This window comes from Streptomyces sp. GQ60, assembly GCF_059758875.1.
The window spans coordinates 96,896-121,510 of the sequence record NZ_JCAXEG010000013.1; the positions used below are offsets into that span (position 1 = coordinate 96,896).

Genomic DNA, 24,615 nt, shown 5'->3' on the forward strand with positions numbered 1-24,615 from the left:
GGGCGCCTTCTCGCAGGTCAGCCGGTACCGACGAACGCGGCGAGCAGCAGCCAGACGACCGGGGCCGTCGGAAGCAGGGAGTCCAGCCGGTCCATGATGCCGCCGTGGCCCGGCAGCAGCGTGCCCATGTCCTTGATCCCGAGATCCCGCTTGATCATGGATTCCCCGAGGTCGCCGAGCGTGGCGCTGACCGCGACGGCGAGGCCGAGCACCAGGCCCTGCCACCAGACGCCCCCGTCGATCAGGAACTCCATGCACAGCGCGCCGGCCCCCATCGCGAAGGCCACCGCTCCGAAGAGCCCCTCGCGCGTCTTTCCGGGGCTGATGCGCGGGGCGAGCTTGGTCTTGCCGAAGCGCCAGCCGACCGCGTACGCCCCGGTGTCGCTGACCACGGTCAGGAGCAGGAAGGTGATCACCCGCTGCGGCCCGTCGTCGGCCCTGAGCAGCATCGCGACGAAGGTGGCCAGGAAGGGCACGTAGAACGCCGCGAAGGCGCCCGCCGTGACGTCCTTGAGGTAGTCCTCGGGCGGCTCGGTCATCCGCCAGACGAGGACGGCCAGCACCGTCAGCGCCATGGCCACCCAGGCGCCCTCGGCCCCGCGGACGTACCCGGCGATGACCATCGCCGCACCGCCGATCGCGAGCGGGACCAGCGGGGCCTTGATGCCCTTCTTCTCCTGGAGCCGCGAAGTGAGCTCCCACAGGCCGACCACGACCGCCACGACGACGACGCCGACGAAGACCGCCTTGACGATGAGCAGCGATGCGAAGATCACCGCGCCGAGGCCCACTCCGACCCCTATGGCCGCACGCAGGTCCCGCCCGGCACGCTTCTTCTGAGGCGGTGGCGAGGCGTCCTGCGGTCCCGGCGAAGGCGGGGTCGGCGGGGGGCTGGGCATGGGCTCCTGCGGCGGCGTATCGGCGCGGAAGAGGGGGCCGCCGTCAGCGGCGGCCCCCCGATCGCGTGCTTCCCGGTCGTCGAAGTCACGGCCGGCGGCATCGGGCACGATGGGCATGGGCCGAGTGTGCGGGCCCACCTGCGCATCGTAGGCGGGACCCGCCGGAACCGGCTCCGGCTGCCAGGAAGTGTCGTTCATCAGACTTCGAGGAGCTCGGCTTCCTTGTGCTTCAGGAGCTCGTCCACCTGCGCGACGTACTTCGCGGTGGTGTCGTCGAGCTCCTTCTCGGCGCGGCGCACCTCGTCCTCGCCGGCTTCCTTGTCCTTGATGAGCTTGTCGAGGGCGTCCTTCGCCTTGCGGCGGATGGCGCGGATCGACACCTTGGAGTCCTCGGCCTTGGTGCGCGCGACCTTGATGTACTCCTTGCGGCGGTCCTGCGTCAGCTCGGGGAAGGTCACCCGGATGATGCTGCCGTCGTTGCTGGGGTTGACGCCCAGGTCCGAGTCGCGGATGGCCGTCTCGATGTTGCGCAGGGCGCTCTTGTCGAACGGGGTCACGATCGCCATGCGCGGCTCGGGGACCGAGAAGGAGGCGAGCTGGTTGATGGGCGTGATGGCGCCGTAGTACTCCGCCACGATCTTGTTGAACATCGCCGGGTGCGCACGACCGGTGCGAATCGCGGCGAAGTCTTCCTTGGCGACGACGACGGCCTTTTCCATCTTCTCCTCGGCCTCGAGGAGGATCTCTTCGGTCACCACGTGCTCCTGCATGTCAGAAATGGATGGTTCAGGCGGACGGGGCCTGCTCAGGCCCGGGTGCCCTGGTCGCTCACGAGCGTGCCGATCTTCTCACCCTTGACGGCGCGCGCGATATTGCCCTCGGCGAGCAGCTCGAAGACCAGGATGGGCAGCTTGTTGTCGCGGCACAGCGTGATGGCGGTGGCATCGGCGACCTTGAGGTCGCGCGACAGCACCTCGCTGTACTCCAGCGCGTCGAACTTCACCGCGTCCGGGTTCTTCTTCGGGTCGGAGTCGTAGACCCCGTCGACGCCGTTCTTGCCCATGAGGAGGGCTTCCGCGTCGATTTCCAGGGCGCGCTGGGCGGCCGTGGTGTCGGTGGAGAAGTAGGGCATGCCCATGCCGGCGCCGAAGATGACCACGCGGCCCTTCTCCAGGTGGCGCACGGCGCGCAGCGGGATGTACGGCTCGGCGACCTGGCCCATGGTGATGGCCGTCTGGACGCGGGAGTCGATGCCTTCCTTCTCCAGGAAGTCCTGGAGGGCGAGGCAGTTCATGACCGTGCCGAGCATGCCCATGTAGTCGGACCGGGCCCGGTCCATGCCGCGCTGCTGGAGTTCGGCGCCGCGGAAGAAGTTGCCACCGCCGATCACGATCGCGATCTCCGCGCCGTCGCGGACCACCGCGGCGATCTCGCGGGCGATGGCGTGGACTACGTCGGGGTCGACGCCCAGTCCTCCGCCACCGGAGAAGGCTTCGCCCGACAGCTTCAGCATGAAGCGGCGGCCCTTCTTGTCCTGGTCGCTCTTGTCGTCGGAAGCGGTGTGGGTGTCCACGCCCTGATTCATGGAGATCTCCTCGTGCACATACGAAGAAGGCCATTGCCGGTGGGTCCTCGCGGTTCCCTCTACGGCAATGGCCTCCTCGTCAGATCTGCGGTCGCCCTGCGCGAACGCGGGCGACTGCTTCAGACCCTACCGGGGTCCGGTGCCCGTCGCGTACGGACGGACTCAGATGCCGACCTTGATGCGCGAGAAGCGCACCAGGGTGACACCGGCCTCGTCCAGAACCTTCTGGACGGACTTCTTGGCGTCCAGGGCGTACGCCTGGCCGAGCAGCGTGTTGTCGCGGAAGAAGCCGTTGACACGACCCTCGACGATCTTCGGCAGCGCGGCCTCCGGCTTGCCCTCGGCGCGGGTGACCTCTTCGGCCACACGACGCTCGGACTCGACGACGTCGGCGGGGACGTCGTCCTTGGAGAGCCACTTCGGCGCGAACGCGGCGATGTGCTGCGCGACGCCGCGGGCGACCTCGGCGTTCTCCTTGTCGAGCTCGACGAGGACGCCGATCTGGAACGGCAGGTCGGGCATCGTGCGGTGCATGTACGCCGAGACGTAACCGCCGGTGAACTGCGCGAAGCGGTCCAGGACGATCTTCTCGCCGAGGTTGGCGTTGGCCTCGTCGACGAACGCCTGCACGGACTTGCCGGGGGCGATCTCGGACGCCAGCAGCGCCTCGATGTCGGCCGGCGAGGTCGCGGCGATGTGGTTGGCCAGCTCGTTGGTGACCGCAAGGAACTTGTCGCCCTTGGCGACGAAGTCCGTCTCGCACTTCAGCTCGACGAGGACACCGGAGGTGTTGTCGTCGGAGATGACGGAGACGACGGCACCGTTCTCGGCAGAACGGCCTTCGCGCTTGGCGACGCCCTTCTGACCCTTGATACGGAGCGCCTCGACGGCCTTGTCGACGTCACCGTCGGACTCGACCAGCGCGTTCTTGCAGTCCAGCATGCCGACGCCGGTGAGCTCGCGGAGCTTCTTGACGTCAGCGGCGGTGTAGTTCGCCATGAGTCTGTGATTCTCTCTCGAAGTCGTAGATCTACGGGTGAACGGCGGAGGAGTCGCGCTCGTGGCGCGGCTCCCCCGCCGTCATCGTCCGTGCTGTGAGTGCCCGGCGCGTGAACGCCGGGCGCTCTCAGTGGGTCAGGCCTGCTCGGCGTCGGCGGCCGGAGCCTCGACGACGGCCTCGGCGACAACCTCGGCCTCGGCGGCCGGAGCGGCCTCAGCCTCGGCGGCGGGGGTCTCGGCAGCGGCCTCGGCCGGAGCGGCCGCGGCGTCGGCCGACTCGTCGGAGTCAGCCTTCTTCTCGCCCTCGAGCAGGTCGCGCTCCCACTCGGCGAGCGGCTCGGCAGCGGCCTTCTCGCCCGGCTTGGAGTCGCCCGTGGCGGCACCGGAACGGGCGATGAGGCCCTCGGCGACGGCGTCGGCGATCACGCGGGTGAGCAGGGTGACGGAGCGGATCGCGTCGTCGTTGCCCGGGATCTTGTAGTCGACCTCGTCGGGGTCGCAGTTGGTGTCGAGGATCGCGACGACCGGGATGTGGAGCTTGCGCGCCTCACCGACGGCGATGTGCTCCTTCTTGGTGTCGACGATCCAGACGGCGCTGGGGACCTTCGACATCTCGCGGATACCACCGAGGGTCTTCTCCAGCTTGATCTTCTCGCGAGAGAGGACCAGGAGCTCCTTCTTGGTGAGACCCGAGGCGGCGACGTCCTCGAAGTCGATCGCCTCAAGCTCCTTCAGACGCTGAAGGCGCTTGTAGACGGTGGAGAAGTTGGTGAGCATGCCACCCAGCCAGCGCTGGTTGACGTAGGGCATACCAACGCGCGTCGCCTGCTCGGCGATGGCCTCCTGGGCCTGCTTCTTGGTACCGACGAACATGATGGAACCGCCGTGGGCGACGGTCTCCTTCACGAACTCGTAGGCGCGGTCGATGTACGACAGCGACTGCAGCAGGTCGATGATGTAGATGCCGTTGCGCTCCGTGAAGATGAAGCGCTTCATCTTCGGGTTCCAGCGGCGGGTCTGGTGACCGAAGTGGACGCCGCTTTCCAGCAGCTCCCGCATCGTTACGACGGCCATGGCCATCTCCTTGTTTTCTCGGTTTGGTTCCTGACGCCCCTGTCGCGCCCTGCCCCCGACGAGGGGACCGAGAGACGCTGTCACCTGGGCCCTTTCGGGCTGGTGCTGGGGCGTGCGAAGTCGATCCGGTGACCCGGATCGCCACAAGAAGTGTACGGGACCCGGTGGTATGCCGGGTGACGCGGTCATCCACACCGCTCCGCCCGTCCACAGGCCCGGACGGACCGGCTCCGGAAACGGGATTCTTCCCCCATGACGAAGCTGCTGCTCGCCCTGATCCTCACCCTGGGCCTCGCTCTGGCCCCGCCGCCGGAGCCGCGGCGCGCTCCGAGCCCCGCGGGGGCCCCGGGCGGACGCCCGCTCCCGTCACCCCTGACGGTGGTCCGCTGGTGGGACCCGCCCCCGACCCCGTACGCGGCGGGCCACCGCGGGGTGGACCTGGCGGCCCCGGTGGGCGCGGAGCTCCGCGCGGTCGGCCCGGGCCGGGTCCACTACGCCGGCCCGGTCGCGGGCCGCGGGGTCCTCTCGCTGACCCTCCCGAACGGCCTGCGCACGACGTACGAACCGGTCCGCCCGCTGGTGGCGGAGGGCGACGAGGTCACGACGGGCCAGGTGGTGGCCCTGCTCACGGACGGCCCCCACTGCCCGCGTCCCTGCCTCCACTGGGGCCTCCTCCGCGCCGAGACCTACCTCAACCCCCTGGCCCTCCTCCCCCGCCCGACCCCCCGCCTCCTACCCCTGCCACCCCCACCCGCCACCCGAGGACCGGAGCCCTCCAGCCGCCCGGCGCCCAAGGCGGGGCATGTCAGTTGTCCGACGTTTGAGGACCGGGGTCTGAGGCGGAGCCCCAGGGGGCCGGGCGCATCCCGGTACCCTCCCCGGCCCGTCCGGCGCTTGAGGACCGGACCAGGGCAGAGCCCTGGGAACGGTGGAAGGGCGGGTAGGGGACGGCCCCGCAGGGCAGCCGACCACCCCACCGGCCCGCCACGACGCAGGACCGGGCCCCCCGGCCATGGCCGGCGCCGGGAACCGGAGCCGGGTGTGGGGCCAAGAGTGGCCCCAGGGCCGGGTCAGCCCCCGACGCCTCGCAGGGCCATCGCCACCGCCGCGTCCGTGACCACGACGGGATCCTCCCCCGCCCCCGCCTCGATCCGCCGGACCGCGGCATCCACCACACCCTGGAGCAGCATCGCGGCCAGCCTCGGCTCCGCCTGCCCGAGCGCGCCCAACGCCTCCACGATCATCGCGATCAGGCTCCCGTGCGCCGCGCGGATCTTCTCGCGCGCCCCGGCGTCCAGTTCGCTCGCCGAGATCGCCACGACCGCCCGGTGCCGCTTGTCCCCCACCAGCCCGAGCTGGCTGCGCACATACGCCTCGATCTTCGCCTCCGGCGCCTCCGCCTCGGACATCGCCGCCTCGATCTCGGCCGCCCACACGGGGAAGTCCACCGCGCACAGCTCTTCGACGACGGCCGCACGGGACCGGAAGTACTCGTACACGGAGGACCGGGCGAGGCCGGTCCGCTCGGCGAGGGCGGGAAACGTCAGCGCTTCCGTCCCCCCTTCGGACAGCAGGGAACGCGCGGCGTCCAGCAAGGCGCCGCGCTGCATCGACCGGTGCTCGGCCACGGAGGCCGCTCGAATCCTGGGCACGCGTCCACTCTACGGATGTACCGCAAGGCCGTCGCACGCTCTCGGCCCCGCCGCCACGCCCCGGTGGCCCGGATCAGCGGCCGACGTCCGCCAGCTTCGCCCGCAGCTGCAGGACCGACTTGGTGTGGATCTGGCTGACGCGGCTCTCGGTGACCCCGAGGACGTTGCCGATCTCGGCGAGCGTGAGGCCCTCGTAGTAGTAGAGCGTCACCACCGTCTTCTCCCGCTCGGGCAGCGTGTTGATGGCCCGTGCCAGCAGCCGCCGCAACTCCCGGTCCTCGGCGACCTCCACCGGGTTGTCGGCGGCGGTGTCCTCCAGTGTGTCCATCAAGGAGAGGCGGTCGCCCTCACCGCCCACGTGCAGCAGCTCTTCGAGGGCGACCACGTTGGCCAGCGACAACTGACTGAAAACGGCGTGGAGATCCTCAACGCCGATGCCCATCTCCCCGGCGACCTCGTGCTCGGTCGGGGTGCGCCGCAGCTGGGCCTCCAGCGTGGCGTAGGCCCGTTCGACGGCGCGCGCCTTCTGCCGCACCGAGCGGGGGATCCAGTCCAGCGCCCGCAACTCGTCGATCATCGCTCCGCGGATGCGCGTGATCGCGTACGTCTCGAACTTGATGGACCGTTCGATGTCGAACTTCTCGATGGCGTCGATCAGTCCGAAGACTCCCGAGGAGACGAAATCGGCCTGCTCCACATTGGGCGGCAGGCCGACGCTGACGCGGCCCGCCACGTACTTCACGAGGGGCGAGTAGTGCAGGATCAGCTGCTCCCGCAGCCGCTCGTCACCCGAGTCCTTGTACGAGCGCCACAGCACCTCCAGGGACGAGGGCGCGGTGGACCGCTCGCTGCCGCGCGCAGCGGGGGGCACCGCAGCGCGGTCGGACCCTGAGGTGTGCTGGGGCATGCTTCGCCTTTGCCGGAGCCGGATTCCTTGGGAGCGTAGCGTGACGGAAGTGTCGCGGTGCGCGAAGAGTACGGGATCGCGCGGGCCCGCACGGGCGGCCCGACTCGCGCGGGCGACCCGGGACCGGCGCCTGGCGCACGGTCCCGGCGGGTGCCACCGGGAAGACCGCGTCTCTCATCGGCTTCACTCTTTCACCGGAACGTCCCAGGTCAACGACCGCCTCGCCGGGTGACTCCGCTTTATGCGCCTCCTCTCGGCCTCTTCGGGGTCAACTGCCAGCCGTCGCCCTGCCGTTCGACAAACCCCAGAGAGTGAAGTTCGTACAGTCTGCCGATGACTTCATCAGTGCCGGTGCCCGCCGCGAGGGCCAGCTCCTCCAGGTCGGCGAGGCGCCCCGCCGGGAGGGCTTCGAGCACCCGGACCGCGTCGGGGCCCAGCAGGTCCCGGGCGATCACGGGTCCCCGCCGCTCGGGGGCCAGCTCGCCCATCCTCCCGACCAGCTCGATGACCTCCGCCGCGTCCGTGACCAGTGAGGCCTCGCCGCGCAGCAGTTCGTGCACGCCGGCCGAGAGCCCGCTGGTGGCCGGGCCGGGGACGCCCATCGTGATCCTCCCCAGCGCCTGGGCCCGCCGGGCGGTGACCAGGGACCCGCTGCGGTGGGCCGCCTCCACGACGACCGTGCCCCGGGTCAGGGCGGCGATGACGCGGTTGCGCAGGACGAACCGGCTCGGCGTGGGGTGGCTGCCGGGCGGCAGCTCGCCGAGGAGCAGCCCCTGGGCGGCGATCCGGCCGAGCAGTCCGGCGTGCCCGCGCGGGTAGGACACGTCCACCCCGCAGGCCAGCACGGCGATCGTGGCTCCGCCGGCGGCGAGGGCCCCGCGATGGGCGGCGCCGTCGATCCCGTAGGCGGCGCCCGAGACGACCACCCAGCCGTGCTCGGCCAGTTCACCGGCCAGGCTCTGGGCCATGTGTGCCCCGTACGGCGTGCACGCGCGGGCCCCGACCACCGCCACGGAGCGCAGCGCCCAGGCGCGCAGGCTCGGCCTGCCCCGCACCCACAGGCCGACGGGCCGGGCGTCACCGAGGTCGTCCAGCTGACTCGGCCACTCCGCCGACCCGGGGCAGACGAACCGCGACCCGGTCTCGGCGGCCACCGCCAGGTCCCGCCGCGGGTCGGCCGCCGCGGCCCGGCGCCGGTATCCGGCGAGCCGCTCGCCGCCGACCCCGGTCAGCACCCCGGGCTCCGGCGCGGGCCCGGTCAGCAGCCGTATCAGCCCGACGGCCCCGTACTCCCGCAGCCACCGCCCGCCGTGCTCCTCCCCGGGCTCCAGGACCCGGGTGAGCGCGGCCCGTGCGAGGACCTCGCCCTCCGCTTCCGCCTCCGGCTCCTGCTCCGGGCCGGGTTCGGGGGCCGACGCCGGAGCCGTCATGAGGCCGCGTCCAGGTGCGCCGCGGCTCCGCGGGCGATTCCGGTGCGCAGTTCGAGGGCGACCGCCACGTCCAGCGCGTCGGGGCGGTCCCGGCTCCTCAGGTCGGCCACTGTCCAGGCCACCCGGAGCACCCGGTCGAGACCCCGCGCGGTCAGCAGGCCGCGCTCCAGGTCCCGCTCGGCCTGCGCCAGCGCACCCGGGGCGGTCGGCCAGCGGGTCCGCAGCTCGTGACCGGGGACCTCCGCGTTGAGCCTCCAGGGTGTGCCGCCGAGCCGGGCCACCGCCCGGTCACGGGCTTCCCGGACCCGCGCGGCGACCACCGCGGTGGCTTCGCCGCGGCCGCCGCACCCCAGCAGATCGGAGCGGGTGACCGGCTCGACCTCGACCCGCAGGTCCACCCGGTCGAGCAGCGGCCCCGACAGCCGGGCCTGGTAGCGGCGGACCACCGAGGCCGGGCAGTCGCATCCGGTCCCGTGCAGGGTGTGCCGCCCGCACGGACAGGGGTTGGCGGCGAGCACCATCAGGAACCGGGCCGGCAGGCGTACCACCCCGGCGGCACGGGCGATGACCACGTGTCCCGCTTCGAGGGGCTGCCGCAGGGCGTCCAGGGCCTTGGTGCTGAACTCCGCGGCCTCATCGAGGGAGCCACTTTGACACCAGTCATAATCGAACGACTGTCGCCCCCCGATGTGTGGGCGGGCGGAAAGAAAGCGAGCAACAGTGGCAAGGGTCCTCGGAGTACTCCGCCTGTCTAGGGCAAGCGACGAAAGCACGTCGGTCGTCCGACAGCGGGCCTCCATACAGGGATGGGCGGACAGTAAGGGTCACGTCATCATCGGTTGGGTCGAGGATGTCGACGTGTCCGGCGGTATCGAACCGTGGAAGCGTCCGGAGTTCGGCAAGTGGCTGCCGTCCACCATCGGTAAGGATGCAAGCGACATCGAGCACCGTCTCGCTTGGGAGGAATCCCGCGCTTCGGAGTTCGACATCCTGGCCGCGTGGAAGCTCGACCGCATCTCTCGTCGGGTAATCCACGTCAACGTCCTGGCCGAGTGGTGCGACCGAAACGGGAAGCAGCTCGCCACTGCCGAAGGGGACATAGACCTGTCCTCCCCCATGGGACGCATCCTCTTTCAGCTCATCGCTTCCTTTGCCGAGGGAGAGCTTGAAGCCATCAAGGCACGGGCCAAGTCCTCTTATACCCACCTGATGAAAGAGGGCCGCTGGCGCGGCGGCTTCGTGCCGTACGGCTACCGGCCGGAGAAGCAGGAGACCGGCGACGGATGGAAGCTGGTACCTGATGAGTACGGCCTGAACACTGCCGAGACCCTGCGGGAGATCGTCCGCCGGATCATCGATGGACAGTCCGCCAACAGCGTCTGCCGATGGCTCAACGAGAACCGAGACAAGACACCGCCCCCGCTGGATGCGCAGCGAATCCGTGGTGGGAAGGAACCCAAGGGGGCGTTTTGGCGGGTAGGCAACCTGATCAAGATGCTGCGCTCTCACACCTTGCTCGGCCAAGTGGAGATGACCGAGGAAGTCACCCTGTCTGACGGCCGTAAGGAGAAGCGCACCCGTCTCGTTCGGGACAAGGACGGCTTGCCTCTTCAGCGGGCGGAGCCGCTGATCTCCAAAGAGGACTGGGAGCGGGTCAGCGCCAAGCTGGAGGAGAACAGCAACAAGAGGGCAGGCAACCGCACGGGCGGTTCCCCTCTGCTTCGCGTCGCTTTCTGCACCTGCGGCAAGCCCCTGTACCGATACCCCGGACGGAACTGGAGCTACTACCGGTGCGCGAACAAGGCCATCACTGGCCTGCTCTGCGCCGACAGCAGGTCCATCAGTGGTCCGAAGCTGGAGAGCACGATCGAGGAGGAGTTCCTCCGCGTAGCCGGACACATCGAGATCGTCCGCAAGGTGTTCCGCCCCGGCATCGACCACACCAACGACATCAACGAAGTGACCCGCGCCATGCAGGAACTCCGAGAGGATCGCGAAGCAGGGCTCTACTCATCCGAGACCGGAAAGCTGGAGTACCGCGAGGAGTACAGCCGGATGGACAGGAAGCGGGAACAACTGATCGCACTGCCGACGCGGCCGGACACGTGGGAAGAGATACCCACCGGAGAGACCTACGGTGAGCGCTGGTCCCAGCTCACCACTGCCGAAGGCAAGAGCAAGGAACTGCGCGCCTCTGGCTTGCGGGTCACGGTGCACAACGAGGACGTCCCGGCTCAGTACGTAAGCGGGAAACTCTTGGTAACACTGGATGAAGGCAGAGTGATTCAGCGCATCGGGCGTATCGAGATCATGTTCCCGCGCGACTTCAGTGACCGGATAAGGCAGCACACCGCGACACACGCATAACTCTCACGAGGAGGGCCCCCACCACGGGGGCCCTTTTCGCTTTTGTATGATGCCGGACTAGGTCGCCGCCGTCGCTCCCGACTGCACGAGACCGAGTCCAGGCCGCAAGCCTTGGGCGCTCCTGTGAAGAGACCTTGCCAGTCATGGCCGGTCCACCCCCGCGAAGAGAGGGAGACACATGTCCCGCCGTCCGGCGGGGGTCACTGGCGCGCCCGTGTGCGCCTCACAGGAAGGCGGCTATCCCAGTGGGAGCCATCAAGGACAAGGGGCTACAGCTCCACCAGATCAAGCGTGTCCCGTACGAGGACGCGTTCCTCATCGGGGATCTCCTCACCACCCGGACCACGGTCCTGTCGGGGGAGCCGAAGGCCGGTAAGACCCTCCTCAGTGCGGGCATGGGCATAGCCCTGCTCAACGGTGAGCCGACGTTCCTGGGACTGCCCGTGCTCCGGAAGCTGGACCACATCGTGTTCGGTGTGACCGACGACGGCGCACCAGAGGAACTGAGAGAGCGACTGTACGGCGCGGTGCCGGATCACGCGGTGACCATCTTCCCCGTGGAAGATCACGGTCACCCCGGTTACTGGGCGGGCATCGCTGCGGACCTGGCAGACATGAGGCCGGGCCTGTTCGTGCTGGACAACATCATCGGGGCTCTCGCCCCCGGCGAGGACATCGCTTCATCCGTCACGGCGCAGCGGATCATGCGGAGCCTGCGGCCGATCAGCGAGGCAGGCATCCCGACCCTGCTCGTCACCCATACCCCGAAGGGGACAGGGGAAGGGATGAGCGTCGCCTCTTCCCCCATCGGTGGACGGGCCATCGGTGCCGGTGCCCGTGGGCTGATCGCACTGCGCAACTCCGGGAAGCACGGCAGGCGACTCCAGACGGCGAGCAACCGGGCCAGGGAAGAACTGGACCTGAGCGTCACTGTGCGCCGCGCCGACGAGTCGAGCGAGGTCCCCATCTGGGAGCGGGCAGAGCCCGGACTTAAGGTCGTCAGCCGTCTCCCGAAGGCACAGCAGTGGGATGCCGACCTCATCGCACGGATCGTCGAGGAGCAGCCGGAAGAGGCAACGTACGCGCCGCTGTCCAAGCGCTACGCGCGCATCGTCGGCAAGAGTCCCGAGACCGTACGGGCCAAGCTCAGAGATGCGCTGCAACGCGTTGACGGGCGGTGGGTCAGGAAGTCCGCCGAGACCGCCTGAGTCGTGGTGGTGGTGGTGCCGCCTTATAGGAAGTGTCACCACCACCAGCTACCTCGCTCCGCTCGGCAAGCCTCGCTCCTCCCTCAGTAAGTACGTCAGTCCTCTGGACACTGGCGGCCTCCGGCCGACCAGCACGCAGACCACTGGGGAACTGCAAGCCTCAAGCTTTGTCAGCGACAGAGGGAAGCGACAGGGGGCGGCTCCGCCGCCACAGTCCGAAGCCCACTTCGATGGGCCGCTACGCGGCCACCAGGTGAAGCCGTAAGAGGTTCGGCAAAAGGCTTCACTCTCTGCACTGTTCCGCCGTTGCCAGTAGTGCAGGCGTAAGCCTGTGACCTGGCACTATCCCGCAGCCGGCCGGAGGATCAGAGCCAGCCTGAAAGACCCTGAAACCGTGGCAGGATTTGAGCTGCTAAGACACGGCGATCCGACCTTGCCCCCTTCGGGGGTCATACCCCCACCCCTTCGCCGTCGCCTGCCTGACCGCCGCCTCTGCCTGCCGTCGACAGACGTACGGCTGCACGCCGACCAGAGCGCCCGACAGGGCGACTACCTGCCTGCGGTCGAGCGCTGGCCAGCAGGCCGGGAGACAGGCGCACAGCGCCTCACGCTGGCCAGCGCAGGCAGCCGTACCGAGGGGCACGTCAGTGCCCACCAGGACCAAGGGCAGGGTGTCTCATAAACCATCGTTAGTGAGACAGTCGGCCAGCCTCTCGGCGGTGTCCGTTTCGCTCCCGTCTCGCCGTCTCGAAACCCGTCTCAAAAGATCCGTCTCACGACTGGCTTTCGAGACACGTTTATGAGACGGTCCTGTCATGACGAAGACGATCACCCCGGCCGAACAGGTCGAGCGCCACGACTGCCCGAAGTGCCAGGCACCCGCAGGAAGCCCGTGCCGTACCGGCGCGGGCAAGGTCGCAGCGAACTACCACACAGGCCGCTTCGCCCTGGTGCCCGCGCTCAAGGCGGAACTGACCGTGAAGACTCCTGCCGACCGCAACCCCGGCAAGCCGTGGACGGCAGGCGCACCCGTCACACAGGCACCCGAAGGGACGCCGGGCGCAGCGATCCGCCTTGGCTACGCCCGATGCTCCACCGTGGGTCAGGAACTCCAGTCCCAGTTGGATGCCCTTGCGGGGGCGCAGTGCACCCGCGTGTTCTCGGAGAAGATCAGTACCCGCGTGAAGGAGCGGCCGGAGCTGGAGAAGGCGCTCACGCTGGCACGCGAGTTCAAGCAGGCAGCACCTAACCAGCCGGTCATCCTGACCGTGGTCGAGATGAAGCGTCTCGCTCGCAGTGCGGCAGAGCTGATGTCCCTGTCCTCCACCCTCCAGGCGGACGGCATCCAACTGGAACTCCTGTCCGGCCCCCTCCAGGGGGTCTACGACCCCAACGGTGCGGGAGCCATCGTGTTCGCCGTCCTCGCCGTCAGTGCGGAGGTCGAGCGGGAAGGCATCCGGGAGAAGACGTTGGAAGGGCTCGACGCTGCGGCCCGCAAGGGCAACCACGGTGGGCGTCCGTCCGTGGTGGACGACGACAAGCTAGCCGTGGCCCGTGCTCGGCACGCCAAGGGGGAGAGCGTCAGTGCCATCGCTAAGGCGCTGGGGATCTCCCGTGCCACGTTGTACCGCCACATCGGAGAGAGCGCCTGAGACAGGCACACAGGCGTTCTGACAAGCCCCTGACGTTCGCGTCGGGGGCATCGTCATGTCCGGCATGGGTAAGCCCCTGCCAGTCACGGGGGCGACTGACAGGGGCCGTGTCCCTCACCGTGCGCCGGGTGGTTGCACGGCACCCCGCATACGAGGGCGGACCGGGGCGAGAGCCTGAGCACGTCAGCTCAGACGGAGGCACGACCTGCCTCCTGCCCAAGGCTTGTCCGATCGGGGGACAACTGGCCTGCCCCCACCGCATCGCACCGCCGCGAATACGGGAAGGGCAGGAGCCTGTGACTACTCGTCGCGGACAACCGCCGCGAACGAAGTGCAGATACGGCGGAACCCACGATGGTTGCTCCGGCCGGTATGGCTCATGCACTCCACATCGACGGCCGCACTGTCCGTCGACGGCTCCGCCTGCCACTGGCAGTGAAGGCACTCCGCCTCGAACGTCACCTCGGTATCCGGGTGCTGCGTGATCCGATGCCGCACGTACCGCAGAACAGACCGGGTCACCTCGGCCGCCGCGTCCGATGCGGATGGTTGCCGATCTCCACATCAGCATCCGTCGCGGCCGACAGGTCGCCCCTATCCCGTGCTGCCTGTCGCTGTCCGGCCAGCGCCTCACAGACACCACAGCCAACCGCCGGTTTCGGGGGTGGATGGGGAAGGGTCAGGTGTACCGGTCCGGTCATGGTCGTCTGCCTTTCGCTCACACCGTGCGCCTTCCCGCTCCGCCGCCTGGGGAAGGCCATGATGTCTCGCGCCGCTGGCTTGACCTAGCCGGTTTCCCGTTCGCGCAAGAATCCATCCCGGATGTCCGTGAGCATGGATCGCATGTCGTCACCGGTAAGCGCCACGGATGCGAAGCGTTCAAACTTATCGACGTACAGGGAAACGTCCCGTGGATCGGTCACGATTACCTCGGCGTGAGTTGTCTCTACGGTCACCATGCGATCGTCTCGAATAACGAAAGAGTGTCCCGGCACGTCTTGCTGCGGACACCGCAAAGGGACAACACGCACGTCTACGTTCGGCAGGCGAGAGACAGAAACGATCCGGTCCAACTGTCCGGCCATCATGAGTGGCGGGAGAATACGCCAGTGCAGTACCGGTTCCGTGATAACGAAACACAGAGTCTTGTTCAAGTCATACATGACTGCCTGGCGCTCGATCCTCGCGCCGATAGTCCGCGATAGCTGATCCTCGCTTAGCCCCTTCCCCCGCAGTACCGCACGCACATACTCCGGAGTCTGCAAAAGTCCAGGGACTAGGGAGGGCTGAAACAGGCGGAGGAGTTTCATCGACGCTTCCAGCGCCCGGATCTGTTCCTGTTTCCGATGGAAGCCCATGCGCCTGAACAGTCGCCACGCCGTCGCCTCTGTGGCCTGTGCCCGAGCCGCAGCCATGTACTCGGCCTTGACCTCCGCCGACACTTCCAAGGCCGTCAGGATGCGCTCTACGTCCAACACTGCCGGAGCCACGTGGCCGTTCTCGATCTTCGACAGCTTCGGATTAGACATGACAGCGCTACGGGCCACGGCCTTAGCTTCCTTACCGGATGCCAGCCGAAGTGCCCGCAGCGCTGCGCCAAGTTCTGTTCTATTCACACGCCGTACTTTGCCCACCATGCAGCGAAAGGCTCAGCGTGAGCCATCGCAGTATCCCGGTAGCTGACGAATTCCGAAGCTGTTTCAGCCGCCCGGAAGTCCGGCCCAAGAAAAGTCCCGCTCTCGTCATAGTTCATGACGACAGGTGCAGCCTCGTCGAATAGCCAGAAGTCCGGCGCACCACTCAGAGGGTTGGGCTTGTCCGTGACGTCGAGGATGAAGAACTCCTCTCCGCCGGTCATGTTCTTGATGTACCCCCAGCCAAGTTCATACCGGAGATAGTCCGTCAGTGGACGAGTCACGATGTGCACTCGATACATGCGCTTCCCTGCCTCCGTGGCAGTGCGCACAGTCTCTACCCACCCGGCGTTATAGTCCGCAGGTTGCGGCTCACCCGCCAGGAAAGCGCGCAGATTCTCGGCACTCGACGGGATGTTGTAATCGTCGAGGATCTCCAGACGGAAGGCTTCCCTCTCGAAGGTCTTGAAGCGCTCTGCCAGGTTGCTAGATGAGCTGATCACGAATCGCCTTCCGGATTAGGTCCATCGGAATCTCGACCAGGGTTTCGTGTGCGGGAATCTGTAGACCGTGGTCGGCTGGCACTTCGCCCTGCACCAGGAACGTTCCCCTATCCGTCGCGTACAGCGTCGGACAGTCCCCGTTCTCGCAGGTCGTGGCCAGCTTTTGAACCTTCACGCCTTACCCCCTGGTCTCGGTCATCCGGTGCCGTGCCCCATGGTCCCGATCACCAGGAGGGCAAGGCAAGGGGTTCGGTTTTCCGGAACGGGAAACTGTCCTGCGCTCTCGACCCGCCAGGCAACGAGCAGCCCTAGCCGGGCCTGTGCGGGGCGATCTCCCTCCGCCTGCGCCGTTGGGTGTACCGCAGGCGCACAGGCCGTCTCGCAGCCTCTGAGCTGCGCCAGGGGTCACGGGGCCTGCGCCTGCCGGGCCGGTGCTGTACTGTCCGCTGCGGCGTCAAAGCGCATCCCGCGCCTCGTCGAGGAACAGCACCCCCCGGTGGGCCAGGGACACCGCTCCGGGCCTGGCCACACCGGCTCCGCCCCCGACGAGGGACTGCATGGTGGCCGAGTGGTGCGGGGCGCAGTACGGGGGCCGGGCGACGAGCGGTTCGCCCGGGGGCAGGATTCCCGCGACCGAGTGGACGGCCGTCACCTCCAGTGAGTCCTGTCGGGTGAGCGGGGGCAGGATCCAGGGGATCCGCTCCGCCAGCATCGTCTTGCCCGCGCCCGGCGGCCCGCTCAGGAAGAGGTGGTGGCCTCCGGCGGCAGCCACCTCCAGGGCCCGGCGCGCCGCGTGCTGTCCGGCGACGTCGGCGAGATCGGGGAAGTCCCGCCCGTCGCCGTCGCGGGCCACCCCCGTGCCGAGTCCGGCGCCGGGGACGACCAGCCCGGCGAGCATCGGGTCCGGGCGCCCCGGCGGATCCGGCGGATCCTCCTCTGGGACCTCCCCCTCGGTGAGCACCGCGATCAGTTGCCGCAGACTGCGCACCCCGAGCACCGAGACGTCCGGGACGAGCATGGCCTCGGCCGCGCACTGCTGCGGGACCACGACCTGCCGGTATCCGGCCTCGGCGGCGGCGAGCACGGCCGGCAGGATCCCGCGGACGGGGCGCACCCGGCCGTCCAGCCCCAGCTCGCCGATGAGGACGAGATCGGCGATCACCTTCGGGTCGACCACTTCGGCGGCGCCCAGGACGGCGGCGGCCACGGCCAGGTCGAAGCCGGCGCCCGACTTCGGGACCGACGCCGGGCTGAGGCCGACGGTGAGCTTCTTCTGCGGCCAGGCGGCGCCGGAGTTCACCACGGCCGCCCTGACCCGGTCCCGGCTCTCGACCAGGGTCTTGTCGGGCAGGCCCACCAGGGCGAAGGTGGCCACCCCGGGCTCCAGGTCGGCCTGGACCTCCACCACCACGCCGTCGACGCCCACGAGGGCGACCGAGCAGGCCCGTGCGAACCCCATCAGGCCGCCCCCCTGACGTGCTCCACCACGGGCCCGCCGCGCCGCGGCAGGAGGACGCCGACGAGGTCGATGCGCACCCCGCCCGGGGGTGGTCCGCCGTGGTCGGCCAGCCAGCGCCCGGCGAGCCTGCGCAAGCGCTCCGCCTTGGCGGGCCGCAGCGCGGCCATGGGATGTTCGAACTCCCCCGCCCGCCGGGTCTTGACCTCGCACACGACGAGGGCGTCCCCGTCCCGGGCGACGATGTCGATCTCCCCGCCGCGACACCGCCAGTTCCTCGCGATCACGGTCATCCCGGCCTCGGTGAGCCGCCGCGACGCGAGGTCCTCGCCGTACCGCCCCAATGCCTGCTGTGCCACGCCCTTCGCGTTCATCCGGCACCACCTCCGGCACCGACGATCCCGCGTCCCCGCCCACCTAGTGGATCTTGGTGGACAGCCGGGGCGATGTGGACGACCGCGTCACCCCGGCGAGGGAATCAGGCGAAGGATTCAAGCGCCGGACGGGGAAATCAGCTGCCCGGAAGTTCGAGATCGCTCTTGTTGAGCTCCTCGATGTTCACGTCCTTGAAGGTCAGCACCCGCACCTGCTTGACGAACCGGGCCGGTCTGTACATGTCCCAGACCCACGCGTCGGCCATCGAGACCTCGAAGAAAACCTCCCCCTGCACCGAGTGCACCTGCATCTCGTAGTCGTTGGTGAGGTAGAAACGGCGTTCGGTCTCGATCACATACTTGAACAGCCCGACGACGTCGCGGTACTCGCGATAGAGCTTCAGCTCCATCTCGGTCTCGTACTTCTCGAGGTCCTCGGCACTCATGGCATGTTCCCCTTCAGCCGTGCGTCCCCCTATTGTGCGCCAGGCCCGTGCGCCCCTAAACGATTTCCGGGGCCAGGTTCACGGGCGCACCCGGGGGACCGTCGTCGAGCAGCCTGCGGAGCAGCTCTGCGAGTCTGGTCGGGTACACCGTCTCATGGGCCGCAAGAAGTTCCTCGGAGGTCCACCACCTCGTACCCGAGACGCTGCGGCGCTCCAGCTCGGTGAGGCCTCCCAGCACGGTCGCCGTCTGGGTGGTCCGGGCGAGGAAGTACCACTCGTCCTGCTCCCAGCGGCGCCCGTCGAAGGGGAACGAGCAGTAGCGGTGCCACAGCACCGGCCCCAGCTCCACGTCGGTGATCCCGGTCTCCTCCGCGAGCTCGCGGAGCGCGGCCTGTTCGCGGGTCTCGGCCCCCTCCAGACCGCCGCCCGGGGTGAACCACCAGGTGTCCGCCGGGTTGCCCGGCTCGAAACCGTGCAGCAGCAGGATCCTGTCCTCGGGGTCCAGCAGGATCACCCGCGCCACCTTGCGCGGCCCACCCGATCCGCCCGGCCCTCCCGATCCGGGATCGGCCCCCGATTCGGGAACGGCGGCCGATCCGGGAACGCCCCCCGGCCCGGAGGCTGCCCCCGGCCCCGCCGTCGCGTCAGCGGACATCGGCCCGCTCCCGCCTCCGCCCGCGCCCGAGCACCCGTACGACCGGCCCGTACGCCGCTCCGAGCACCACCAGCGCGGCTCCGACCACCACCGCGGACACCTGGAGCAGCAGCGGCCCCGCCGTCGAGGTCCCACCGGGCAGGGCCGCGTACGCCTCGGGCCGCTCCAGCATCGCCATGTCGGGCCACGCGAGGGCGTCGACACGGGCGTTCACCGCCGTGCGGGCCACCGTCCCCTGTCCGGCCTCCTCCAGGTGTGCCCGGGAGTCCAGCGAGGCTCCGCGCCGGTCGCCGAGGAGGAAGAGGTTGCCCTCGGGCACCGTCACCTCGAACGGCGTCCGGGAGGCGGACCCGCCCGGAGCGCCCGCCACGTCGAGCTTCTCCGCCTCGATGTACGGCTCGTCCAGCTCCTTGCCGTTCACGGTGATCCGGCCGCCGTCGCCGCAGCACTTGACCGTGTCCCCGCCGATGCCGACGACCCGCTTGACCATCGGCGAATCGCTCCACTGCTCGTCCTTGAAGACCACCACGTCCCCGCGGCGCACGTCCCCGCCGTCGATGCGCTGCGCCAGCACCCGGTCTCCGGGCTTCACGGTCGGCACCATCGAGTCGGTCGGCACCGTGTACGGCTGGTACACGACGGCTCCCCACACGAATCCACCCAGGAAGAGCACAAAGCCGATGGCCACGGCGATTCCCGACAGCACGCTGCCGAGAGCACCGCGGCCATCGCCGTCACCTGCTCGTATTGCTCGTGTTCCGCCCATTGCAAGCGCCCCCACACTCGGAGATCGTCGACCTGGGCGGCACCCTACCTGCCGGTACGGCCCGCGGTCAGCCTCCGCCTGCGCCACAGCACGACCGGCACCGCGCCGGCGAACCCGAGCGCGGCCGGGCCGAGCCCGACCGGCGCCAGCCCGGCGGCGTCCAGGCCGAGGGCGGTGGCCTTGGTCTGCGTGCCGAGACCCGGCTGGTCGTAGGTGTCCGGAACCGGCAGGGTGGACCAGCGGGTGATGGGCCAGGCGACCACCACGGCGCGTCCGACGACATCGCTGACGGGTACGAAGCCCTGGGTGGGGTCCTGCTGGTGGTAGCGGGAGTCCTGCGAGTTCTGCCGGTGGTCGCCCATGACCCAGATCTTGCCCTTGGGCACGGTGAGCGGACCGAAGGGGAAGTCGTCGCACGGGGTGTTGCCGGGGAAGATGTACGGCTCGTCGAGCTCCTTGCCGTTGACGATGACCGGTCCCCCCTTCTTGCACTCGATCGTGTCGCCGCCGATGGCGATCGTCCGCTTGATCAGGTCCTTCTCCTCGGCGGACGGCATGAGGCCGATCCAGCTGAGGGCCTTCTGCGCGATGTTGGGGTCCGGGGTGGGCTCCCCGCTCAGCCAGTTCGACGGGTCGTGGAAGACCACGACCTCACCGCGCTCGGGCTCGGATCCGAACCACGGCGTCAGCTTGTCCACGAGGACCCGGTCACCGCGCTGCAAGGTGTTCTGCATCGAGTCCGAGGGGATCGAGAACGCCTGCACCAGGAAGGTCTTGATCAGCAGGGCGAGCAGCAGGGCGATGCCGACCAGGAGCGGCAGCTCCTTCCAGAACGAACGGTGCGGGCGTGCCCCGGCGCCGTCCTGCGCGTCGCCGTCGTTCTCTACGGCATCGGGCCCGGAGGAGTCGTTCGGCTCCTCGCCGCCCTCGTCGCGTCCGGACCGTGCACCAACCGCCACGTCCCCCACATCCACTCCTCGTTCGGAAATCGACGCCCGGCCTGATGAGGCACGGGCCCTCCCCTCCCCTAACGAGCGGGAGTTCCCGAAGGCGCGGGAGACCAAGGACACACTATGCGAACGAGGAGCCGCCCCGGCGCCCACGGGGCGCGCGGCGACCGGCGCGCGCCTGGTCGGGAACCATGCGGAAGGTGGCGGGCTGTTCCAGCCGGTGCCAGTGCACGAAGGGCCAGGCGATCACCACGGCCCTGCCGACCACGTCCTTCTCGTCGATCGTGCCGTGGAGGGCCTCGTCGAGGTGGTAGCGGGAGTCGGCGGAGTTCGCCCGGTGGTCGCCCATGACGAAGATCCGGCCGGCCGGCACCCGCACTTCGAAACGGATCTCCGAGGGCGCGTTGCCCGGGTTCACGTACGGCTCGTCGAGCGGCGATCCGTTGACGCTGACCCGGCCCCGGGAGTCGCAGCACGTCACGCTGTCGCCGCCGACGCCGATGACCCGCTTGATCAGGTCCTGTTCGTTCGCCGAGGGCAACAGGCCGATGAAGGTGAGGGTCTGCTTGATCTGCTTGATCCCCACGGGGTCCTCGGCGGGCTGGACGCTTTCGCCGCCCAGCCACCCTCCCGGGTCCTTGAACACGACGACGTCCCCGCGCTCGACCTCGGAGCCGAACCACGGGGTGAGCTTGTCCACCAGGACCCGGTCGCCGATCCGGATCGTCTGCTCCATGGATCCCGACGGGATGAAGAAGGCCTGGACGAGGAAGGTCTTGAGGATCAGGGCGATGCACAGCGCGACCACCACGAGCAGGGGCAGCTCGCCCACGCGGCGGGTACGCCGTCTGCGCCGGACGCGGCGGGCGAGGCGACGCCGTTCGGCCCGGCCTCCGGGCTCCGGGGGCTCGGCCCCCGCGTCCCGCTCCGGCTCGGCGGCGGCCGCGTCCTCGTACCGGCCGCCCGGCGGGCGCCCGCGGCTACCCACGGCCACCGCCCGCGGAACCCGCGTCACCCCAGCGCGACACCGGCCAGCCGATCCAGTCGGCCCGCCCGATCACCTTCTCCACCGGTACCATCCCCCCGCCCGGCTCCCCCAGGTGGTCCCGGGAGTCCCGGGACTGGGAACGATGGTCACCCATGACCCACAGCCTCCCAAGGGGCACGACGACACGGAACGGCACTCTCGATCCCGAGTCGCCGGGGAAGAGGTACGGCTCGTCCAGCAGCACCCCGTTGACCTTGATCCGGCCGTTCTCGTCGCACACCACGTCGTCGCCGCCGACGCCCACGACCCGCTTCACGAAGTCGGTGTCCGAGGGCTCGGCCAGGCCGAGCGCCGAGGCCGCCCCGTGCAGGGCTTCGCCGATCGGATTCCCGTCCGGGGCCTCCCGCACGAAGGAGCCCGTGCCGTCGAAGACCACGACGTCCCCGCGCTCCGGAGCGCCGCCGAAACGGTACGCCAGCTTGTTGACCAGCACCCGGTCCCCGACGGCGAGCGTGGGCTCCATCGAGCGGCTCGGGATCAGGAAGGGCTGGAGCACGAAGTTGCTGAACAGCAGCAGGAAGACGGCGCAGGCCACGCCGATCAGCCCGACGCGCCGCCAGGTCAGCCAGCCGGCCCTGTCGGGGGCGGGGCCCGGGGCGGGATCCGCTCCGGAATCCGGGGCGGAATCCGCTCCGGAAAGCACGAAACGCGACCTCTCCTCCCCCTCGTCGGGGGAAGAGCGGCCGCGCTGCGTGTGAGGTGCTTCGGTGTCCATCGGGGGCGAGCCTATCCGGCCTTCCCCTGAACCCCGGGAGCAGATCAGCGGTCGCGCTTCTCCTTGATCTTCGCGGCCTTGCCGCGGAGCTCACGGAGGAAGTACAGCTTGGCGCGACGCACGTCACCGCGGGTGACGAGCTCGATCTTCTCGAAGATCGGGGAGTGGACCGGGAAGGTGCGCTCCACGCCGACGCTGAAGGAGACCTTGCGGACCGTGAAGGTCTCGGAGACGCCGGCGCCCTGGCGGCGGATGACGACACCCTTGAACTGCTGGATACGGGAGCGGTTGCCCTCGATCACGCGGACGTGAACGTTGACGGTGTCACCCGGGCGGAAGGCCGGGACGTCCGAGCGCAGGGTGGCGGCGTTGACGCCATCGAGCAGGTGAGACATGGGATTCGTCTGCTTTCTTCGCATGACGCCACAGGTCGCCGATGCGGGGATTCCGGAGAGAATTCGGGAGCCGCGGGACTCGGCGGGCGACGGTCCCCCTGTGGCAGGGGCGTCCGCGAGCACACAGCAGCCGCCTATTCTTCCACGGCCTGGGCCCTGCGCCAAAACCGGCCGTCGGGAGACGGCTTCCAGCCGAGGATGCTCAGCAGCTCGCGGTCCTTCTTGTCGAAGGCGGAGGCCTCGCAGCGCTCGATCAGATCCGGGCGGTTGGCGGCCGTGCGGCGGAAGGCCTCGTCACGGCGCCAGCGGGCGATCTTGCCGTGGTGGCCGCTGACCAGCACGTCCGGGATCCCGTGGCCGCGCCACTCCGGGGGCTTGGTGTAGACGGGCCCCTCCAGCAGGTTGGCCATCTCGCCGGGCGCGAAGGAGTCGTCGCGGTGCGATTCGGCGTTGCCCAGCACCCCGGGCAGCAGCCGGGCCACGGCCTCGGTGACGACCAGGACGGCCGCCTCTCCGCCGGCCAGGACGTAGTCCCCGATGGACACCTCGTAGACCGGGAGGCGCGTGGCGTACTCGTCCATGACCCGGCGGTCGATGCCCTCGTACCGGGCCGGCGTGAAGATCAGCCAGGGGCGTTCGGAGAGCTCTACGGCCAGTTCCTGGGTGAACGGGCGGCCGCTGGGGGTGGGGACGACGATGACGGGCCCGTGCGCGCCCGCCTCGTAGCCGTCGGCCAGCGCCGCGTCCAGGGCCTCGCCCCAGGGCTCGGTCTTCATGACCATGCCGGGACCGCCGCCGTACGGGGTGTCGTCCACCGTGTTGTGCCGGTCGTACGTCCAGTCCCGCAGGTCGTGGACGTGTACGTCGAGCTGGCCGCGCGCCCGCGCCTTGCCGACCAGGGAGACGTTGAGCGGTTCCAGGTACTCGGGGAAGATCGTGACGACGTCGAGACGCATCAGGCGTCTTTCCCGTCCGCGTCGGCGTCCCCGTCCGCCCCGGAGCCCTCGCCTTCGTCCTCGTCCTCGGCCTCGGCCGCGTCCTCGTCCCGGGTGGAGACCACGATCGCCTCGCGCTCGTCGATGAGACCGGGCGGCGGGGTGATGACGCAGCGCTGCTCGTCGAGGTCGATCTCGGCGACGATCTCCTCGACGAAGGGGATCATCACCTCGGTGCCGTCCGGCCGCTCGACGATGAACAGGTCCTGCGAGGGCAGGTGGGAGATCTCGGTGATCCGGCCGATCTCGGTGCCGTCCTCGAGGACCACGTCGAGGTCCATCAGCTGGTGGTCGTAGTACTCGTCGTCCTCGGCCGGCAGCTCCGCCGGGTCCACGTCGGCGATGAGCAGGATGTTGCGCAGCGCCTCGGCGCCGGTGCGGTCCTTGACCCCGGCGAAGCGCAGCATCAGCCTTCCGCTGTGCACCCGTCCCGTCTCGACCGTCAGCGGTCCCGCCGACGCCGGGTCGGTCCGGAGTACGGCGCCGGGTCCGAGCCGCAGCTCGGGCTCGTCGGTCCGCACCTCGACGGTGACCTCACCCTTGATCCCGTGGGCGCGGCCGATCCGCGCGACTACCAGCTCCACTGCATTTCTCCTGTTCAGACGACGACGGGCCGGGGCGGGCACGTATGCCCTCCCCGGCCCGTGCCGGTGATTCAACTGCTCAGCGAACCTGGTCCACGTCGACGAGGTCGACGCGGATCCCCCGGCCGCCGATGGCGCCCACGACGGTACGCAGAGCACGTGCGGTGCGGCCGTTGCGGCCGATCACCTTGCCGAGGTCGTCGGGGTGGACCCGGACCTCCAGCACCTGCCCACGGCGCAGGTTGCGCGAGGCGACCTGCACTTCGTCGGGGTTGTCCACGATGCCCTTCACGAGGTGCTCAAGAGCCTCCTCGAGCATGC

The 24,615-nt window shown here is 69.3% G+C and carries 26 protein-coding genes and 3 pseudogenes; 4 read left to right on the forward strand and 25 right to left on the reverse strand.

The features are described from left to right. Window positions 1-17 precede the first annotated feature (17 nt). The 5 genes from AC6CKD_RS27745 to rpsB all read right to left on the reverse strand — a co-directional run bounded on the left by AC6CKD_RS27745 (window position 18) and on the right by rpsB (window position 4,557). Window positions 18-1,097 (reverse strand): phosphatidate cytidylyltransferase, encoded by a 1,080-nt coding sequence (locus AC6CKD_RS27745; protein ID WP_498330906.1) that lies wholly within the window; start codon window positions 1,095-1,097, stop codon window positions 18-20. Further along, the gene (gene frr / locus AC6CKD_RS27750) at window positions 1,097-1,654 is read right to left on the reverse strand and encodes a ribosome recycling factor (RefSeq protein ID WP_498330907.1); all 558 of its coding nucleotides are present in this window, start codon (window positions 1,652-1,654) and stop codon (window positions 1,097-1,099) included. Before frr ends, AC6CKD_RS27745 begins: the two co-directional genes overlap by 1 nt. A gap of 50 nt (window positions 1,655-1,704) precedes the next feature. Beyond that, window positions 1,705-2,484 carry a UMP kinase gene (gene pyrH, locus AC6CKD_RS27755; RefSeq protein WP_243337648.1) on the reverse strand — a complete coding sequence of 260 codons (780 nt, stop codon included), beginning with the start codon at window positions 2,482-2,484 and terminating at the stop codon, window positions 1,705-1,707. A gap of 162 nt (window positions 2,485-2,646) precedes the next feature. Next, entirely contained in the window at window positions 2,647-3,483 is an 837-nt protein-coding gene (tsf, locus tag AC6CKD_RS27760; RefSeq protein ID WP_498330909.1) for a translation elongation factor Ts, read from the reverse strand. Window positions 3,484-3,618: 135 nt separating this feature from the next. Further along, window positions 3,619-4,557 (reverse strand): 30S ribosomal protein S2, encoded by a 939-nt coding sequence (gene rpsB, locus AC6CKD_RS27765; RefSeq protein WP_498330911.1) that lies wholly within the window; start codon window positions 4,555-4,557, stop codon window positions 3,619-3,621. 252 nt (window positions 4,558-4,809) lie between these two features. Between rpsB and AC6CKD_RS27770 the strand changes: the two are divergent. Then, window positions 4,810-5,244, forward strand: a pseudogene (locus AC6CKD_RS27770) (M23 family metallopeptidase); the annotation flags it as partial. A gap of 383 nt (window positions 5,245-5,627) precedes the next feature. Here the strand turns inward: AC6CKD_RS27770 and AC6CKD_RS27775 are convergent. The 4 genes and pseudogenes from AC6CKD_RS27775 to AC6CKD_RS27790 form a co-directional block, all read right to left on the reverse strand. Further along, on the reverse strand, window positions 5,628-6,185 hold the full coding sequence (locus AC6CKD_RS27775) for a TetR/AcrR family transcriptional regulator (RefSeq protein ID WP_250743946.1): 558 nt from the start codon (window positions 6,183-6,185) through the stop codon (window positions 5,628-5,630). Window positions 6,186-6,282: 97 nt separating this feature from the next. Continuing rightward, entirely contained in the window at window positions 6,283-7,116 is an 834-nt protein-coding gene (gene whiG, locus AC6CKD_RS27780) for an RNA polymerase sigma factor WhiG (RefSeq protein ID WP_250743879.1), read from the reverse strand. A gap of 239 nt (window positions 7,117-7,355) precedes the next feature. After that, complete coding sequence (dprA, locus tag AC6CKD_RS27785; protein WP_498330913.1) at window positions 7,356-8,546, reverse strand: DNA-processing protein DprA; 1,191 nt, start codon at window positions 8,544-8,546, stop codon at window positions 7,356-7,358. Continuing rightward, window positions 8,543-9,187 (reverse strand): annotated as a pseudogene (locus AC6CKD_RS27790) (ATP-binding protein); the annotation flags it as partial. The pseudogene AC6CKD_RS27790 and the gene dprA, both read right to left, overlap by 4 nt. Window positions 9,188-9,233: 46 nt before the next feature. Here AC6CKD_RS27790 and AC6CKD_RS27795 point away from each other — a divergent pair. The 3 genes from AC6CKD_RS27795 to AC6CKD_RS27805 all read left to right on the forward strand — a co-directional run bounded on the left by AC6CKD_RS27795 (window position 9,234) and on the right by AC6CKD_RS27805 (window position 13,773). Further along, on the forward strand, window positions 9,234-10,913 hold the full coding sequence (locus AC6CKD_RS27795; protein ID WP_498330914.1) for a recombinase family protein: 1,680 nt from the start codon (window positions 9,234-9,236) through the stop codon (window positions 10,911-10,913). A gap of 143 nt (window positions 10,914-11,056) precedes the next feature. Beyond that, window positions 11,057-12,121 carry an AAA family ATPase gene (locus tag AC6CKD_RS27800; protein ID WP_498330916.1) on the forward strand — a complete coding sequence of 355 codons (1,065 nt, stop codon included), beginning with the start codon at window positions 11,057-11,059 and terminating at the stop codon, window positions 12,119-12,121. An 815-nt stretch (window positions 12,122-12,936) separates the two neighbouring features. Further along, window positions 12,937-13,773, forward strand: coding sequence for a recombinase family protein (locus AC6CKD_RS27805; RefSeq protein WP_498330918.1), 837 nt, complete (start codon window positions 12,937-12,939; stop codon window positions 13,771-13,773). A gap of 300 nt (window positions 13,774-14,073) precedes the next feature. Here the strand turns inward: AC6CKD_RS27805 and AC6CKD_RS27810 are convergent, their stop codons facing one another. From AC6CKD_RS27810 to AC6CKD_RS27885, 16 genes and pseudogenes are all read right to left on the reverse strand, one after another. After that, window positions 14,074-14,295, reverse strand: coding sequence for a DUF7848 domain-containing protein (locus tag AC6CKD_RS27810; protein ID WP_498330920.1), 222 nt, complete (start codon window positions 14,293-14,295; stop codon window positions 14,074-14,076). A gap of 263 nt (window positions 14,296-14,558) precedes the next feature. Further along, window positions 14,559-15,389, reverse strand: a complete 831-nt coding sequence (locus AC6CKD_RS27815) for a helix-turn-helix domain-containing protein (RefSeq protein ID WP_498330922.1) — start codon at window positions 15,387-15,389, stop codon at window positions 14,559-14,561. Then, window positions 15,386-15,910, reverse strand: coding sequence for a DUF6879 family protein (locus AC6CKD_RS27820; protein ID WP_498330924.1), 525 nt, complete (start codon window positions 15,908-15,910; stop codon window positions 15,386-15,388). The genes AC6CKD_RS27815 and AC6CKD_RS27820 overlap by 4 nt, the downstream gene beginning before the upstream one ends. Continuing rightward, on the reverse strand, window positions 15,894-16,085 hold the full coding sequence (locus AC6CKD_RS27825) for a hypothetical protein (RefSeq protein ID WP_498330926.1): 192 nt from the start codon (window positions 16,083-16,085) through the stop codon (window positions 15,894-15,896). Before AC6CKD_RS27825 ends, AC6CKD_RS27820 begins: the two co-directional genes overlap by 17 nt. Window positions 16,086-16,379: 294 nt before the next feature. Beyond that, window positions 16,380-17,369, reverse strand: a pseudogene (locus tag AC6CKD_RS27830) (ATP-binding protein); the annotation flags it as partial. After that, window positions 17,369-17,740, reverse strand: coding sequence for a YraN family protein (locus AC6CKD_RS27835; protein WP_498330928.1), 372 nt, complete (start codon window positions 17,738-17,740; stop codon window positions 17,369-17,371). The gene AC6CKD_RS27835 and the pseudogene AC6CKD_RS27830, both read right to left, overlap by 1 nt. A gap of 137 nt (window positions 17,741-17,877) precedes the next feature. Then, window positions 17,878-18,186 carry a DUF2469 domain-containing protein gene (locus AC6CKD_RS27840; RefSeq protein ID WP_005311352.1) on the reverse strand — a complete coding sequence of 103 codons (309 nt, stop codon included), beginning with the start codon at window positions 18,184-18,186 and terminating at the stop codon, window positions 17,878-17,880. Window positions 18,187-18,241: 55 nt separating this feature from the next. After that, a complete protein-coding gene (locus AC6CKD_RS27845; protein WP_498330930.1) occupies window positions 18,242-18,841 on the reverse strand; it encodes an NUDIX hydrolase in 600 nt (199 codons plus the stop codon). After that, entirely contained in the window at window positions 18,831-19,607 is a 777-nt protein-coding gene (gene lepB, locus AC6CKD_RS27850) for a signal peptidase I (RefSeq protein WP_498330932.1), read from the reverse strand. The genes AC6CKD_RS27845 and lepB (AC6CKD_RS27850) overlap by 11 nt, the downstream gene beginning before the upstream one ends. 44 nt (window positions 19,608-19,651) lie before the next feature. Beyond that, window positions 19,652-20,566 (reverse strand): signal peptidase I, encoded by a 915-nt coding sequence (lepB, locus tag AC6CKD_RS27855; RefSeq protein WP_498330934.1) that lies wholly within the window; start codon window positions 20,564-20,566, stop codon window positions 19,652-19,654. Window positions 20,567-20,678: 112 nt separating this feature from the next. Beyond that, on the reverse strand, window positions 20,679-21,545 hold the full coding sequence (gene lepB / locus AC6CKD_RS27860; protein ID WP_498330936.1) for a signal peptidase I: 867 nt from the start codon (window positions 21,543-21,545) through the stop codon (window positions 20,679-20,681). Then, a complete protein-coding gene (gene lepB, locus AC6CKD_RS27865) occupies window positions 21,538-22,320 on the reverse strand; it encodes a signal peptidase I (RefSeq protein ID WP_498330938.1) in 783 nt (260 codons plus the stop codon). The genes lepB (AC6CKD_RS27860) and lepB (AC6CKD_RS27865) overlap by 8 nt, the downstream gene beginning before the upstream one ends. 44 nt (window positions 22,321-22,364) lie before the next feature. Beyond that, window positions 22,365-22,715, reverse strand: a complete 351-nt coding sequence (rplS, locus tag AC6CKD_RS27870) for a 50S ribosomal protein L19 (protein ID WP_214947866.1) — start codon at window positions 22,713-22,715, stop codon at window positions 22,365-22,367. Window positions 22,716-22,849: 134 nt separating this feature from the next. Beyond that, complete coding sequence (gene trmD / locus AC6CKD_RS27875; protein ID WP_498330940.1) at window positions 22,850-23,671, reverse strand: tRNA (guanosine(37)-N1)-methyltransferase TrmD; 822 nt, start codon at window positions 23,669-23,671, stop codon at window positions 22,850-22,852. Further along, window positions 23,671-24,294, reverse strand: coding sequence for a ribosome maturation factor RimM (rimM, locus tag AC6CKD_RS27880; protein WP_498330942.1), 624 nt, complete (start codon window positions 24,292-24,294; stop codon window positions 23,671-23,673). Before rimM ends, trmD begins: the two co-directional genes overlap by 1 nt. A gap of 79 nt (window positions 24,295-24,373) precedes the next feature. Beyond that, on the reverse strand, window positions 24,374-24,613 hold the full coding sequence (locus AC6CKD_RS27885; protein WP_030011889.1) for an RNA-binding protein: 240 nt from the start codon (window positions 24,611-24,613) through the stop codon (window positions 24,374-24,376). Window positions 24,614-24,615 lie beyond the last annotated feature (2 nt).